This is a genomic window from Streptomyces sp. NPDC096013 (genome assembly GCF_044763565.1).
In the GTDB taxonomy this organism is placed as follows: domain Bacteria; phylum Actinomycetota; class Actinomycetes; order Streptomycetales; family Streptomycetaceae; genus Streptomyces.
The window spans coordinates 81,667-96,680 of sequence record NZ_JBIWGK010000006.1; the positions used below are offsets into that span (position 1 = coordinate 81,667).

The 15,014-nt window shown below is 70.8% G+C and carries 15 protein-coding genes; 6 read left to right on the forward strand and 9 right to left on the reverse strand.

From position 1 onward, the window contains the following. Positions 1-154 precede the first annotated feature (154 nt). Positions 155-2,095: a YncE family protein gene (locus ACIRB1_RS21180; protein ID WP_403466566.1), complete on the forward strand. Its 1,941-nt coding sequence runs from the start codon at positions 155-157 to the stop codon at positions 2,093-2,095. 26 nt (positions 2,096-2,121) lie between these two features. Here the strand turns inward: ACIRB1_RS21180 and ACIRB1_RS21185 are convergent, their stop codons facing one another. Then, positions 2,122-2,766, reverse strand: a complete 645-nt coding sequence (locus tag ACIRB1_RS21185; protein ID WP_403466567.1) for a TetR family transcriptional regulator — start codon at positions 2,764-2,766, stop codon at positions 2,122-2,124. Between the two features lie 173 nt (positions 2,767-2,939). Between ACIRB1_RS21185 and ACIRB1_RS21190 the strand changes: the two genes are divergently transcribed. Then, positions 2,940-4,511 carry an FAD-dependent monooxygenase gene (locus ACIRB1_RS21190; protein ID WP_403466568.1) on the forward strand — a complete coding sequence of 524 codons (1,572 nt, stop codon included), beginning with the start codon at positions 2,940-2,942 and terminating at the stop codon, positions 4,509-4,511. 10 nt (positions 4,512-4,521) lie between these two features. Then, a complete protein-coding gene (locus ACIRB1_RS21195; protein ID WP_403466569.1) occupies positions 4,522-4,893 on the forward strand; it encodes a DUF6479 family protein in 372 nt (123 codons plus the stop codon). A 139-nt stretch (positions 4,894-5,032) separates the two neighbouring features. Here the strand turns inward: ACIRB1_RS21195 and ACIRB1_RS21200 are convergent, their stop codons facing one another. The 7 genes from ACIRB1_RS21200 to ACIRB1_RS21230 all read right to left on the reverse strand — a co-directional run bounded on the left by ACIRB1_RS21200 (position 5,033) and on the right by ACIRB1_RS21230 (position 11,164). After that, entirely contained in the window at positions 5,033-6,145 is a 1,113-nt protein-coding gene (locus tag ACIRB1_RS21200; RefSeq protein ID WP_352180008.1) for a HAMP domain-containing sensor histidine kinase, read from the reverse strand. A 3-nt stretch (positions 6,146-6,148) separates the two neighbouring features. Beyond that, entirely contained in the window at positions 6,149-6,913 is a 765-nt protein-coding gene (locus tag ACIRB1_RS21205; protein ID WP_352180007.1) for a response regulator transcription factor, read from the reverse strand. Positions 6,914-7,076: 163 nt separating this feature from the next. Continuing rightward, a complete protein-coding gene (locus tag ACIRB1_RS21210) occupies positions 7,077-7,589 on the reverse strand; it encodes a hypothetical protein (protein ID WP_403466570.1) in 513 nt (170 codons plus the stop codon). Positions 7,590-7,661: 72 nt separating this feature from the next. After that, positions 7,662-7,844: a hypothetical protein gene (locus ACIRB1_RS21215; protein ID WP_403466571.1), complete on the reverse strand. Its 183-nt coding sequence runs from the start codon at positions 7,842-7,844 to the stop codon at positions 7,662-7,664. Positions 7,845-7,890: 46 nt separating this feature from the next. Continuing rightward, positions 7,891-9,243, reverse strand: a complete 1,353-nt coding sequence (locus tag ACIRB1_RS21220; RefSeq protein ID WP_403466826.1) for a dipeptidase — start codon at positions 9,241-9,243, stop codon at positions 7,891-7,893. A gap of 5 nt (positions 9,244-9,248) precedes the next feature. Then, positions 9,249-9,686 (reverse strand): hypothetical protein, encoded by a 438-nt coding sequence (locus ACIRB1_RS21225; RefSeq protein ID WP_403466572.1) that lies wholly within the window; start codon positions 9,684-9,686, stop codon positions 9,249-9,251. Beyond that, positions 9,683-11,164, reverse strand: a complete 1,482-nt coding sequence (locus ACIRB1_RS21230) for an APC family permease (protein ID WP_403466573.1) — start codon at positions 11,162-11,164, stop codon at positions 9,683-9,685. Before ACIRB1_RS21230 ends, ACIRB1_RS21225 begins: the two co-directional genes overlap by 4 nt. Before the next feature lie 182 nt (positions 11,165-11,346). Between ACIRB1_RS21230 and ACIRB1_RS21235 the strand changes: the two genes are divergently transcribed. Then, a complete protein-coding gene (locus ACIRB1_RS21235; RefSeq protein ID WP_403466574.1) occupies positions 11,347-12,591 on the forward strand; it encodes a threonine/serine exporter family protein in 1,245 nt (414 codons plus the stop codon). Positions 12,592-12,622: 31 nt separating this feature from the next. Here the strand turns inward: ACIRB1_RS21235 and ACIRB1_RS21240 are convergent, their stop codons facing one another. Beyond that, on the reverse strand, positions 12,623-13,321 hold the full coding sequence (locus ACIRB1_RS21240) for a DUF6445 family protein (RefSeq protein ID WP_403466575.1): 699 nt from the start codon (positions 13,319-13,321) through the stop codon (positions 12,623-12,625). Between the two features lie 213 nt (positions 13,322-13,534). On the opposite strand from ACIRB1_RS21240, the gene ACIRB1_RS21245 reads away from it, so the two are divergent. Then, on the forward strand, positions 13,535-14,008 hold the full coding sequence (locus tag ACIRB1_RS21245; protein WP_403466576.1) for a carboxymuconolactone decarboxylase family protein: 474 nt from the start codon (positions 13,535-13,537) through the stop codon (positions 14,006-14,008). Between the two features lie 261 nt (positions 14,009-14,269). Further along, positions 14,270-15,010, forward strand: a complete 741-nt coding sequence (locus tag ACIRB1_RS21250) for a DUF4142 domain-containing protein (RefSeq protein WP_352180108.1) — start codon at positions 14,270-14,272, stop codon at positions 15,008-15,010. Positions 15,011-15,014 lie beyond the last annotated feature (4 nt).

Consider the following 15,014-nt stretch of genomic DNA (forward strand, 5'->3'; position numbering starts at 1 on the left):
CCCCACTGTCACAGGCATGTCATAGGCTGCTCCGAGCAGCCGCGCCCCGCGCGTCACCGCGTCTCTCATCCGCGGTCATGTCCGGGTGCTGCGCGGCGCTCTCAACTCCCGGTCCCCGGACCGGTTTTCCTTGTGGGGGGAACAGCTCGTGCGGATGCGCAGCATCTCGACCGCGACAGCGCTCGCGGTCCTTTTCGGTTCGGCGGCGCTCAGCGTCGTGGCGACGGGTACGGCCTCGGCCGCGCCCGCCAACATCACCTCTCCCGGCGGGCTCGTCGCGGACGGCGCCCTCAAGCGGGTGTTCGTCGGCGACAGTTCGACCGGCTGGGTCGTGGGCACCGACTACTCGGGCAATGTCGTCGCCTCGGTGAGCGGCATCAGCGGGGTCAGCGCCCTGACCGTCTCCGACGACGGAACCACCGTCTACGCGGCGGCCCAGGGCACCCACGAGATCGTGGCGCTCGACGCGACCACCCTCGATGTGAAGGCCCGCTACCCGGTCGCCACCGGCCAGGGCCCGCGCAATCTCGCCTTCTCCGCCGGCAAGGTGTGGTTCACCTACGGCGACCAGTCGGGCGGCGGCCTCGGTTCCTTCGACCCGGCGACGGACCCGGCGAGCGGCACCGACCCGGTCACGCTCGGCCTGATGCCGGACGGCGTCTCGATCTACGGCATTGGGCTCCTCGACACCGCCGCGTCCCGGCCGGGCGTGCTGGCCGTCGGCGAGACCGGCATCTCGACGGACTCGATGGCCGTCCTGGACGTCTCGGGCGCCACCCCGCAGAAGATCGCCTATTACCACGGCGACTACACGCTCAACAGCGGTATCTGGGACATCGACCTGGTGCCCGGCGCCGACGAGGTGCTGGTCAACGGCTCGGTGCGGGACGCCTACGCAGGCGGCACGTTCACCGGGGCCGGGACCTACCCGGGCGGGTTGCCCGCCGACATCGCCCCGGACGGGACGGTCGCGGTGGCGAGCGGCACCTCGATCGCGACGTACAAGCCGAACGCCACGAAGGCGATCCGCACCTACGCCCTCGGCACGTTCGACATGGCCGCCCTGACCTGGGCGCCGGACAACTCACGGATCTTCGCGCTGGTCGGGAAGTCCGGCGGCGGCTACACGCTCAAGGCGCTGACCGACCCGGAGAAGAACGTGCCGACCCTCACGGTCAGCGCCCCCTCCTCCGCCGCCCGCGCCAAGAAGCTCACCGTCACCGGCAAGCTCTCGGCGACGGTCGCGCTGCCCGCCGGAGTGAAGCTCCAGGTCACGCGCACCGACCTGGAGTCCACCAAGGGCAAGGCGCTGCCCAGCGTCACGGTGAAGGCGAACGGCACCTACTCCTTCACGGACACCCCGCCGGTCGGTGGCACCGTCACGTACAAGGTGAGCTACGCGGGCGACGCCGGGCACGCGGCGGTCAGCGCCTCCGACAAGGTCGCCGTCTCCCGCGCGGCCACGACCCTGAGCCTGAACAACAACGGCAAGCTGTACGGCTACGGCGCCGACGTGAAGTTCACCGCGCACCTCGGCACGACCTACAAGAACCGCACGGTCGCGATCTACTCGGACCCCTTCGGCGGCGACAAGCCGAAGAAGCTGGTCAAGACCGGCAAGGTCAACTCCAGCGGCAACATCTCCGTGACCGTGGACATGACCCGCGACACGGCCGTCTCCGCGGTCTTCGCCGGTGACGCCCGCTACGCGTCCAAGACGGTGAAGGTCACGGCGTACGCCAAGGTCAAGGTGTCCACCGCGATCAGCAGGCACTACAAGACGGCGAAGATCGGCTCGACGTCGTACTACTGGTTCCACAAGAACTCGGCGCCGGTCGTCACGACGACGATGACGTACTACAAGAACCGCCAGGAGCGGCTCGACCTTCAGGTCTACTACAACGGCAGGTGGTACGACTCCGACTCGGAGTACTTCGCCCTGGGCACGAACGGCAAGGTCGCCGTGGACCTCGGCGCCCCCGGCCAGTCCGGGATCAAGGCCCGCGTCCGGTCCGCGTACATCAACGGTTCGTCCGGGGACACGGTCAACTCGACCACGTACACCGGGTGGAAGTACCTGTACTTCTCCAACTGAGTGTCAGGTCCCTCCCCCATCGAGCGTCAGGCGTAGGGCAGCCCGGTCATGAGCTGCCCGTACGCCCGCTCCGCGGCCGTCACGGCATCGGCGTACGCCTCGTCGGCGGTGCGTCCCGACGTGATCGTCCGCCAGTTCTCCTGCCCCAACTCCTGCTGTACGGCGATCAGATGGGCCGCGGCCAGGTGTCTCACGACGGGTGGGGTGCCGCCGGGGTCGTGCGGATCGGCCGGGAGGGCGTCGGCGAGTGCGTCGACGTCCTCGCTGGTGTAGCGCAGGCGCATGCCGATGCGAAGGCTGGGCGTGCGGTAGATGAGGTCCTGGAAGGAGAGGACCTCGGGGTGGTCGTTCAGACCCGTGATCGGATCGCGGGCGGCCAGGCCGGCCAGGAAGTGGTCGCGCAGGGCGGCCGTCGGGGTCACACCGGCGGGGCGCGCCCGCACCACCCGGGCCGCCTCGCCGAGATGGTCGGCGAAGCGGTGCAGGACCAGGTCCTCCTTGGTCGGGAAGTACCGGAACAGCGTGGCCTTGGAGACCTCCGCCGCGGCCGCGACCTCGACCACGGACACCTCGTCGAAGCCCTGCGCACGGAAGAGGCGTAGGGCTTCCTGCGCGATGAGATTCCGCGTGCGTTCCTTTTTCCGCTCGCGCAGGCCTGCGGGTTCGTCCATGCCGGACAGTCTACACGAGAGGTGAGTCTCGGGCTCGAATGAGGCCAGGAAACCTTTGATACCAAGACTCTCATGAGTCCGGGGCACTTCTGAGGTCGAGAAACTTCTGAGACCTGGTTGCATTTTCTCGTCGGACGATGTTCCATGGACGCACGACGACGAGAGGGGCCGCCATGACCGACGGCGTGGCACGGGACGAGGATGTGCTGATCGTGGGCGCCGGGCCGACCGGGCTCACGCTCGCCGTCGAGCTGGCCCGGCGCGGTGCGGGGGTGCGGATCGTGGACGCGGCGCCGGCCCCGCACCGGGAGTCCCGGGGCAAGGGGCTCCAGCCGCGCACGCTCGAGGTCCTGGAGGACGTCGGCATCACCGAGGGCGCCCTCGCCGCCGGGACGACCCGGCTGCCGTTCCGCAAGTACTTCGACGGCGCGCACGTGAACGACACGGACCCCTTCGCCGACGCCCGCCCCACACCGGACGCGCCGTACGAGCGGGGGCTCCTCATAGGGCAGTGGCAGGTGGAGCGGCTCCTGCGCGAGCGGCTCGCGGAGTTCGGCGTCGGCGTCGAGTCCGGCACGGAGGTCACCGGGTTCGAGCAGGACGAGGACGGTGTCACGGCGCTCCTCGCCGACGGCGGGCACATCAGGGCCGGTTACCTCGTCGGCTGCGACGGCGGGCGCAGCCGGGTGCGCAGGGCGATGGGGGTGCGCTTCGACGGGACGACGGACGAGACCCAGTCGATGGTCGTCGGCGACGTCGAGGCCGAGGGGATCAGCCGGGACGTCTGGCACCAGTGGTTCGCGTCGGACGGGGCCGGTGTGATGCTCTGCCCGATGCCCGGCACGAACTCCTTCCAGTTCCAGTCAGGACCCGAACTCGACGCGGACGGCGAGCCGTTGCCACCGTCGCTGGAGAGCTTCCAGCGGATCTTCGAGCGGTACGCGGGCGTGCCCGGCGTCACGCTCACCAACCCGACCTGGCTCTCCGTCTGGCGGGTCAACGTCCGCATGGCCGACCGGTTGCGCGTCGGCCGGGTCCTCCTGGCCGGGGACGCGGCCCACATCCACCCGATCGCCGGCGGCCTCGGCATGAACACGGGCATCCAGGATGCCTACAACCTGGGCTGGAAGCTCGCCCTCACGGCCGCCGGACTGGCGGACCCCGGGCTCCTGGACACCTACGAGGAGGAGCGCCTCCCGGTGGCCGCCTGGACCCTGGGGATCAGCACCGATCTGTACGCCCGGGTGCGCGAGGCGGTCAGGGAACCCGGCACCGGCGTCGAGGCCGCCGCCCCGCCGCCGATGGGCACGGGGTACCGCTGGAGCTCCCTCGCCCGGGGTTCCCTCGCCGATCCCGTCGCCGCCGATCCCGCGACCGTCGGTGACCCCGACGTCCTGCGCCCCGGCGACCGCGCCCCGGACGCTCCGTGTCTGGACGCCGCGGGCGACCCGGTGCGGCTGTTCCAGGTGTACGCGGACCCGCGGTTCACGCTGCTCGGCTTCGGTGCCGAAGTCGCGGGCGCGGTGGGCAAGTTGGAGGCCGAGCACGAGGGGCTGGTGCAGGCGTTCGCGGTGGACGGCGGTGACCTGCGGGACCACGAGGGGCACGCGCATCGGGCGTACGGCGTCACCGACCCGGCGCTCGTCCTGGTCCGGCCCGACAACCACGTGGCACTGCTGACCCGGGACCCCGACGAGGTGAAGGAATACATGACCCGAATCGCACAAATTACGCCCAAAGAGTGATACTCGGAGTATGAGCATGGCAACGTACGAAGTACTGGCCGCGTCGCACAACACGCTCGACGTGGGCGCTGCTTTTCTCGGTGGCCTGCTGATCGCAGGCGCGCTGGTCTGGGCCATCCATTTCGGTATGAAGGTCCGGGACCAGGAATCCCCCCGGCCGCTCCCCGAGGAGCAGCCCCACCTCCCCGTGGGCGGGGCCGTCCGCGAGGTGCGCGAGATGCGCGAGCCCGACGAGATGCCCGTCGCCACCGAGGAGGGGGAGCGGCTGATGCCCTACCAGCTCCATCCTTCCGGGACGAGAACGGGAAAGGACCAGAGCCGGTTGCGCTGGCTGCCGGGACGAAGCGGTTCCTTCGGGGGCGGCGGCATAGGCCACGTGTGACGGGTCGGCCCGCGGGGTGACAGGCGGCCCCGCGGGTGACGGCTGGGCTCGCGAAGTACGGGGTTCGGCTCACCGAGTCACCGGTGGGCTCAGGCCCCCGCGGCCGTTCACCGGTGGGCTCAGGCCTCCGCGGCCGGGCTCAGGCCTCCGCGGCCGGGAGGATGACCTCGAAGCGGCAGCCGCCCGAGACGTTCCGTACGGCGGCCCGGCCCTCGTGGGCCTCGACGATGCCGCGCACGATCGCGAGGCCGAGACCGGCCCCGGCCGGTGGAGTTCTGGCGTGGGTGCCGCGCCAGCCGGTGTCGAAGACCCGGGGCAGATCGTCCTCGGGGATACCGCCGCAGCCGTCCGTGACGGAGAGGACGACCCCGTCGGCGGAGCGTTCGGCGGCGATGGCGACGGTGCCGTCGGCGGGGGTCCGACGAATGGCGTTGACCAGCAGGTTTCCCAGGACGCGGCTCATCTCCTTGCCGTCCACCTCGACGGGCACCGGTTCGATGCGGTCGCCGACGAGCCGGACGCCCAGCTCGCGGGCGAGGGGGTCCGCCCCGGCGAGGGCGTCGCCGATCAGGTCGTAGAGGGACATGCGGGAGCGGGTGAGGGCGAGGGAACCCGCGTGGATGCGGGAGAGTTCGAAGAGGTCGCCGACCATGTCGTTGAGGCGTTCGACCTCGGTGCGGATCTGGCGGAGGTAGCGGTCGGGGTCGGCGGCGACGCCGTCCTCCAGGGCCTCGGACATCGCACGGAGACCGGCCAGCGGGGTGCGCAGGTCGTGGGAGATCCAGGCGACGAGTTCACGGCGGGATGACTCCAACGCCCGTTCGCGGTCGCGGGATTCGGCGAGCTTCGCGCTGGTGGCGGCCAACTCGCGGCTGAGGTCGGCGAGTTCGGCGGTGGCGGGGCCGACCGGGGCGGAGAAGTCACCGCCGTCGCCGAAGTCACGGGCGGCGAGGGCGAGTTCACGGCTGCGGGCGACGACCCAGCGGCCCAGCAGGAGGGCGGTGAGGAGGGAGACGACGGCGGCCATCGCGACGACGGTCGTGACGACGGACAGATCGTGCGAGGAGAGGAACATGGCCTGGGCCACCGCCAGGGTTCCGGCGAGCATCGCGGTCACGGCGACGGCGGCGACCACGGCGACGGACGCGGTCAGCGAGCGCCGGCGCAGCAGCCACAGGGCACCGGCGCCGAGCACCCCGGCGGCGGCGGCCCCGAGGAAGGCGAACAGGGCGATGAGCAGGGCGTCGTACATCGGTCAGCCCTCGTCGCTCTGCTGGGGGTCGAAGCGGTAGCCGATGCCCCACACGGTCTGGATGTAGCGCGGGCGGCCGGGATCGTCCTCGACCTTGCCGCGCAGCCGCCGCACATGCACGGTGACGGTCGACAGGTCGCCGAAGTCCCAGCCCCACACCTCGCGCATCAGGTCCTCGCGTCCGTAGACCCGCCCCGGGTGCCGGAGGAAGAAGGTGAGGAGGTCGAACTCGCGGTGGGTGAGGGAGAGCGGGACACCGTCCTTGCTGGCGCGGCGGGCGGCGGGGTCGACGGCCAGGCCGCCGGCGTTCAGCGGGGCGGCCGAGCCGACCGGGGTGCGGGAGCGGCGCAGTACGGAGTCGACGCGCAGGACCAGTTCCCGGGGGCTGAAGGGCTTGGTGACGTAGTCGTCGGCGCCGACCTCCAGGCCCAGGATGCGGTCGTCCTCGTCGCCCCGGGCGGTGAGCATGATGACCGGGACGGGCCCGCGGCCCCGCATCCGGCGGCAGACCTCCAGGCCGTCCATGCCGGGCAGCATCAGGTCGAGCACCACCAGGTCGGGCCAGTGGGCGTCGGCCCGGGCCAGTGCCTGGGGGCCGTCCCCGGCCCGTTCGACGATGTATCCGGCGCGGTCGAGATATCCGGAGACGACTTCGGCGACGGTCGGGTCGTCGTCGACGACCAGCACACGGGCGCCGCCGGCTCCGCCGGGCTCACCCGTGTCCTCGACCCGTCCGGCCTTCCCGGGCCTCTCCTGCGGCTGCTGCATGCTGCCAGCCTCGCACCCCGCCGACCTCCGGTGCCGCCCCGCACCGGCTCAGGGCGCCGGACGTCCCCAATTCGTAAGAACCGTCCGGCGCCCCGCACCGTCCCGCTCACCGCGTCGCCCGCCGACCGGCCCGCTGGCCCGGCCGGCCCGCTCACCGGTGTGCTTACTGGCGTACGCCCGCCCGCTCCGGGTTGTACGTCGCCAGGGCCCAGATCACGAACACGTCGACCGCGATCATGATCACCGACCAGACCGGGGCGTACGGCAGGAACATGAACTGGAGGATGGCGCTGAGGCTGGCGAGGACGATGCCGCAGACGCGGGCCCAGCTCATGCCGCGCAGGATGCCCCAGCCGGTGACCACGCCGACGGCGCCGAGGCAGAGGAAAATGACGCCCCAGCCGGTGAGGTTGATGCTGTAGACGTACGAGCCGACGCGAGTGTAGACGTCGTCCTTCGCGAGGGCGGATATGCCCTGGAGGATGGCGATGACGCCGTTCATCAGCATCAGGACGCCGGCGAAGACCGCGCCGCCCATCGCGAGGCCGCCGCCGGGCGGGGGCGGGACGTGGCCCCGGGTGCCGGGGGCCTGACCGGAGTCGTTCCAGACCGGAGGCGTCTCCTGGCCGGGGGCCGTCGAGTGCGGCTGCTGCGTCGAATGCGGCTGCTGGGTCATGGCCGTGCCCCACCTCTCTGTGGTGTGTGGTGCTTCGACCATCCGGCCGCGTCACCCCCGCCACCAGGGGGGTTACGCCAAACGGGTGACACCCGACGCGGCCCCCGGCCCCGGGTCCGGTCCGGGATCGGCGCGGTGCGGTGCGGTGCGGTGCGGTGCGGTCGGTGGCCGACGGTGCCGCGGGCGCCGCTCCGCCTCCAGTACGGCGACCCGCGCCCGCAGCCGTTCCAGTTCCCCGGCGCCGCTGTCCGTCACCCGCTCCTCCTCCGCCGACGCCGACACCCGTGACTGCCGGGGCCCTTCAGTGCGGCCGGACCTTCGCGAACTCCCGTAGGAACAGCGCCTCCACGTGCGCCATGTGCTCGATCTCGGTCGGGTCGACGCTCTCGTTCGGGGCGTGGATGAGGCAGCGCGGTTCCTCGACGCCCATGAGGATGATCTCGGCGCGGGGGTAGGTCTCGGCGAGGACGTTGCACAGCGGGATGGAGCCGCCCTGACCGAGGTAGGCGAGGGGTTTGCCGTAGACCTCCTTCATCGCGGTGCCGAGCGCGGTGTACGCCGGGCCGTCGGTGGCGGCGCGGAACGGGGAGCCGGTGCCCTCCGTCTCGACGGTGACCTTCGCGCCCCAGGGAGCCGCGCCCTTCAGGTGCCTGGTGAGGGCCTCGCGGGCCGCTCCCGGGTCCGTGCCGGGCGGGACGCGCAGGCTGACGCGGGCGCGGGCGGTCGCCGGTACGGCCGCCGCCGAGCCGACCACCGGCGGGCAGTCGATGCCGAGGACGGTGACGGCGGGGCGGGACCAGAGGCGGTCGGCGACGGTTCCGGTGCCGGTCAGGTGGACGCCGTCCAGGACGCCCGCGTCCGTGCGGAACTGCTGCTCGTCGTAGCCGACGCCGTCCCACGTGCCCTCGCAGTCAAGGCCGTTGATCATCGTGGCGCCGGTCTCCGGGTCGCGGAGCGAGGCGAGGAGCTGGATCAGCGCGGCGAGCGCGTCCGGGGCCGGGCCGCCGAACATGCCCGAATGGACCTCGCCCTCAAGGGTGTCGACCGTGACGACGACGTTGGCGAGGCCGCGCAGGGTCGTGGTCGCGGTGCCGACGCCGACCGCCGCGTTGCCGGTGTCGCACACCAGCAGGGCGTCGGCGAGGAACTTCTCCGGGTGCTGGGCGACGTACTGCTCAAGTCCGCCCGTGCCCTGTTCCTCCGAGCCCTCGGCGACGAACTTCACCCCGACCGGGAGGTCCTCGCCGAGTGCGCGCAGGGCGGTGAGGTGCATGACGATGTTGCCCTTGCAGTCGGCGGTGCCGCGTCCGTACCAGCGGCCGTCGCGCTCGGTGAGCGTGAAGGGCGGGGTCGTCCAGGCCTTGTCGTCGAGCGGGGGCTGGACGTCGTAGTGGCAGTAGAGCAGGACGGTGGGGGCGCCGGGCGGGGGCGGGCGGTGGCCGATGACGGCGTGGCTGCCGTCCGGGGTCTCCGCGAGGTGCACATCGCGCAGGCCCGCCTCGGTGAAGGCGTCGGCGACCCACTGGGCGGCCTTGTGGCACTCCTCGGGCGGGTACTGGCGGGGGTCGGCAACGGACGGGATCGCGACGAGTTCGGTCAGGTCGGCCTGGGCGCGGGGCATCAACGCGGCGATACGGGAAGCGAGTTCGGTCATCGTGGTCACTGCCTCACCGTGTTGTCGGTCTTCAGGTCGTCGACCTTGTCCTGGATCTTGTGCAGCTTGTCGGGGCAGTAGATCTCCAGGATCTTGATCTCGGCGCGCAGCGCGGCCGTGTCGCCGATGACCGGGCGCTGGCCGACGAACGCGGCGCCGTTGGAGACGTTGATCTTCCACAGGGCCGACTTCAGGGCGCTGCCGGGGCTCTTGCAGACGATCCCGCCGTCGGTGCCGAGCGCGCGGGCGATCGTCTTGGTGTCGGGCCGGGGATAGCCGGCCGCCACCGCCGCGTCGGTGAGCTGGTTCGCCTTCTCCGTGGCCCTGTTGGTGGTTTTCACGCTGTTGTACTGGATGACGCCGACGACGGCGAGCGCGACCAGCAGGACGACCGCGCCGACGTAGATCCACCGGTGCTCGGAGGCGAACTTGGTGGGGCTCATGCGGCACCACCGGCCGTCGCGTCCTCCGTGGGCGCCTCTGTGCGCCAGCCCGGTTTGCGGAAGGTGAGGAACGCCCACGGGATCAGCAGCCCGAGGATGACGAGCCCGCCGCCGATGATGCCGATGTACGCCCAGATGCTGCCGCCGCCGAACTGCGAGGGCGGGACGAAACCGATCGCGAGGGCGGCGATCGACGCCAACAGGCCGACCGTGCACAGGAGATGGAGCGCGGGGACTCGGTAGCCGCGCGGATGGTCGGGCTGGGTCTTCCGCAGGCGCATGGCCGCGACGAACATCAGCAGGTAGACGATCAGGTACACCTGCGTGGTGATGGTCGAGAAGATCCAGTACACGTTGGAGACGTTGGGGAGCAGCGCGTAGCCGAGGGCGATGACGGTGGTCACGATGCCCTGGGTGACGAGGATGTTCTGCTGCACCCCGAACTTGTTCAGCTTCTGGAGGAACGGCGGGAGATAGCCCTCGCTGCGGGAGATCTCCAGCAGGCCCTTGGACGGTCCGGCCAGCCAGGTGAGCATGCCGCCCAGCGAGGCGGAGACCAGCATCACGGCGGCGATGGGGGTCATCCAGCCGATGTGGAAGTACGAGAAGAACGCGTTGAACGCCTGCATCACACCGGCGGTGAGGCTCGTCTGGTTCGACGGCACGACCCAGCTGATCGCCAGGGCGGGGAGGATGAAGATGAGCAGCACCAGCCCCATCGCCAGGAACATCGACTTGGGGTACTCCTTCGCCGGGTCCTTCAGCGAGGAGACGTGGACGGCGTTCATCTCCATGCCGGAGTAGGAGAGGAAGTTGTTGACGATGAGGACGAGGCTCGCGAGGCCCGTCCACTCGGGCAGCAGGTGGCTCGACGTCATCGGGGCGGCCGACGGGTTGCCCTGGGCGAGGAAGACCATGCCGAGGACGACAAGGATCGTGCCCGGTACGAGCGTTCCGATGATCAGGCCCCAACTGGACAGCCCCGCGAGGGCTTTGGTGCCACGCGAGGACACCCACACGCCGGTCCAGTACAGGACCATGATGACGATCGCGGTGTAGAGGCCGTTCGAGGCGAGGGCCGGGTCGATGACGTACGAGATGGTGCTCGCGACGAAGGCGAGCAGGCTCGGGTAGTAGAAGATCGTCATCGCGAACTGGCACCACACGGCGAGGAATCCGAGCGGTTTCGACAGCCCCTCGCTGACCCAGCGGTAGACGCCGCCGCTCCAGCCGGAGGCGAGTTCCGCCGAGACCAGCGCGGTCGGCAGCAGGAACACGATCGCCGGGACGAGGTACAGGAACACGCAGGCCAGGCCGTACACGGCCATCGTCGGGGCGGCCCGCAGGCTGGCGACGGACGAGGTCGTCATGAGCGCGAGGGTGACCCAGGTCAGCGTGGGCGCGGGCCGCGTTCTCGCCGCCGTGCGTGCCGAAGGCACCGGTTTCGGCAGGTCGGCGGGGACGTCCATCGAGGCCACAGGCCCTCCCTGGGGATGACTTCCGGGTGGTGTGGCCAGGCTCTGCGGTGGTCGCGGCGGACGCAGGTCGGGTGGGCCGTCCGGGTGAGGTGCGGGCGCCCGGGGTGCCGGTGCGGCGGGGAGCGTCCAGGCTGGTCGGGACCGTGGTCTCGGTATCCGCGGGATACGCGAGGGAGGCGGTCGTGGAGCATCCGCGCACAGCCGCCTCGCTCGACGAACTCACCCTGTTCCTGGCCCGGTTGACCCGGTTGCTGCTGCGGTCCAGTGGTGAGGGCGCCGAGTTGATCGAGGACTCGGTGCGCTCGGCGGCCCGGTCGCTCGGCGGGGAGGCGTCCCTGCTGCTGGTGCCGGACGCGGCGGCGCTCACGGTCACCGCCGGGGGCGGGACCCGGACCGTGACCGTGCGCGGGTTCCCGGAGGTGTTCCGGCTCGACCAGGTCACCGCACTGAAACCCCTGCTCACGGACGTGCGGGAAGGCCGCCTCGGCGTCCTGGAGGCCGACCGGCGGCTGACCCGCATCGAGCACGCGCCCGCCCCCTACCCCTGGCCGCTGAAGCTGCTCGGCATCGTCCTGTTCGCGCTCGGCTTCGCGCCGCTGATGCAGCCCACCTGGTACGAGGTGGGGTCGACGGCCGTACTGGCCTCCATCGCCGCCGTGCTGGCGATCGCGGCCGACCGGCTTCCGCGCCTGGAGAAGGTGTTGCCGCTCGTCGTCTCGACGACCGTGTCCGTCGTGGCACTTGAGGTGTTCGCCCGCGAACCCTCGCACGGCGGACCGGTGTTGCTGATGCTGCCCGCCCTCTTCTTCTTCGTCCCCGGCGACTATCTGAGCGCCGCCACCGCCGAGTTGGCCGCGGGACTCATCACCACCGGCGCGATCCGGCTCGTCTACGCCGTGTTCCTGCTGGTGCAGCTGTACCTGGGCGTGATGCTGGGCGTGTTCGCCACCGGCACCTCCACCCACGCGCTCTGGGACATCACGGCCGACTCCGACATGGCGCGCTGGGCGCTGTTCCTCGGCTGGATCGTGTTCACCTTCGGCACGGTCCTCGCCTTCGCGGTCCCGCTCCGCCTGTTCTGGCCGCTGCTCCTGCTGGTCTACGTCACCGTCGGCGTGCAGTCGCTGTTCACCAAGCTGGTGGGGGAGGTCGGCGGCACGTTCGTCGCGGCGGCGGTGCTGGCGGCGGCGGCCACCCTGCTGGCCCGCGCCGAGCACCGCCCGCCCCGCCTGGTCCTGCTGCTGCCCGGCTTCTTCACCCTGACCGTCGGCTCCCTGGGCATGCGCGGCCTGACGACGCTGGCGGGCGGCCACGTCATCGAGGGCTTCCGTGACCTGCTGAAACTGGTCACGATCGGCACGGCCATCGCGGTGGGGCTGGTGTTCGGGGCGGCGCTGACCGAGCGCCGGGGCCGGCGGCGAACGTAGGCATACGCCGGTCGGTCCCCTCCGGACGCGGTCAGGCCATCCAGAAGAAGACCGCCGTCATGCGCTTCTCCTCCAGCGTGCTGCCGTGGTAGCCGGTCGCGCTGTGCACGAGGTTGGCGTGGTAGAGCAGCAGGCTGTTGTAGCGGTGGGGCACGCGGACGTCCTCCTCGAAGGCGTCCGGGGCGACGAAGCGGGTGCCCAGGGCCTCGACGAGGTTGTTGTGCGGGGCCTGCACGACGTTGCCGCCGAGGCGTCCGCCGGGGAGGTGCTGGCGGTAGAAGCTGGTGCCGCAGTCCTTCGGCACGGACGGGTTGAGGTACAGGACGGCGGCGTACCGGCACAGGGAGCGGGAGTCGGTGTGCGGGCGGGGTTCGCTCTCGCCCTTCCCGACGACCTGGACGCAGTTGTGGTTGAGGGTGCCGCCGCCGGGCGCCTGCTGCACCCAGAGTTCCTTGGCCCCGGTCGCCTGCCTGACCAGCCGCTCGATCCGCCCCATCTCGGACGGTTCGAGCCCGGGCATCGTCCGCAGCCCCGGCCAGGTCTCCGACGTGTACGGATACCCCTTGACCCAGTCGTCCTTCGCGAGACACCGCTTCCGGACGGCGTCCACGTCCGGGAGCACGTCGTTCAGCACCCAGTAGTCACGGCCCTTGGTGGGCTTGCGGTACGGGAGGACGGGCAGGGGGGCCTGCTGCCGTCCCCGCTGGGGGTGTGGGGGGAGTGGTGGCATGGGGCCGAACGTATAGCCGGGGTTCACCAATGCTGTGCCATACACGGGTCAACATTCCGTCAACGAAGGGGAGTTGACCACCGGGGCACGGCGGGGCCGCGCGGCGAGATCCAGGTCACAGAACGCCGCTGTCACATTCGGGAGGAGTCGTTCCGTCAGTGCTGTGCAGGCATCGATCACGGCAGTACACACGACAGAACAGAGGAGCCCATCATGGGTGCTCGTTTGAACGCCTTCGCCAGCCCCGTCGCCGGGAAGGCCCTGAAGCACTTCGTCGCGGCAGGCAAGGTCGTCGAGGACTCGCCACTGCCCGCCACCACCCAGGAACTGGTGAAGATCCGGGCGAGCCAGATCAACGGCTGCGGGTTCTGCACCGACATGCACACCAAGGACGCCGCCGCGGCCGGTGAGACGTCGCTGCGCATCAACCTGGTCGCCGTCTGGCGCGAGGCCACCGTGTTCACCGACGCCGAGCGGGCCGCGCTGGAGCTGACCGAGGAGGGCACCCGGATCGCCGACGCGGCGGGCGGGGTGCCGGACGACGTGTGGGCGAACGCGGCCAAGCACTACGACGAGGAGCAGCTAATGGCGCTCGTCACGCTGATCGCCCTCATCAACAGCTTCAACCGCATGAACGTCATGCTGACGATGCCGGCCGGCGGCTACGAGCCCGGCCAGCACATGTGACCCGGCCCGGCAGCGAACGCCGGGCGCCGTTGCAGGCGGGTACGGCGGGTGGCGACCGGTTCCGGTCCGCCACCCCCGAACCCGCGCGCGAACCGGAGGACCAACCCGTCACTTGTGACGCGCCCCACTCCGGCTTTACCAAAACCAAAGACTTCGCGTGCTTCCCCGATCCGTATCCCTGACTGTCCGTACCGCCGACGGGCGGTCCACGACACAGGAGGTACGGTGCGCTTTTCGCGGAACGCGACGGGAACCATGGTTGTGGGAGGTGCCCTCAGCCTGACCCTCGTCGCACTCGCCTATCCGGCAATGCTGGGCGTCAACACGGTCTCCAGCGCGCCCTCACGCGTGATCGCCAACACGCAGTGGGGGCCGCTGACCGAGGCCGACCGCGACTTCGTGGTCAAGGTGCGAGCGGCAGGGCTGTGGGAGTACCCCGTCGGCCAGATGGGCCTGAAGAAGGGGGCGAGCCCGGCGGTCATCACCGCGAGCAAACACCTGATCGACGGCCACGCGGCGCTGGACGCCAGCTGCCGCAAGATCGCCCCCATGCTCAACATCACCATCCCGAACCAGCCCAGCCCGCAGCAGCAGGGGTTCATCAACACCCTGAACGGCGACAGCGGCAAGCAGTTCGACACGGACTTCGCCAACATCCTGCGCGTGACGCACGGTTCGATCTTCAACACCATCGCGAAGATCCGCTCCACGACGGAGAACACCCTCGTGCGCATCCTCGCCAACCAGGCCAACGCGACGGTCCTGGACCACATCACGGTGATGGAGGAGACCGGCCTGGTCAACTTCAGCCAGGTCCTCTTCCAGGAGACGACCCCGCCGAAGCTGCCCGCCACGGACCTGACCCCGCCTCCCCCGCCGGCCGGCCAGCCGGAGGTCGTGCTCACCCCGCCGGTGAACAGCACCACCCAGCCGCCGCTTCTGCCGGGCGAGTCCCCCACGGCCAGTGCGGGCAACCCGAGCCAGACACCGACCGTGGGGTGAACTC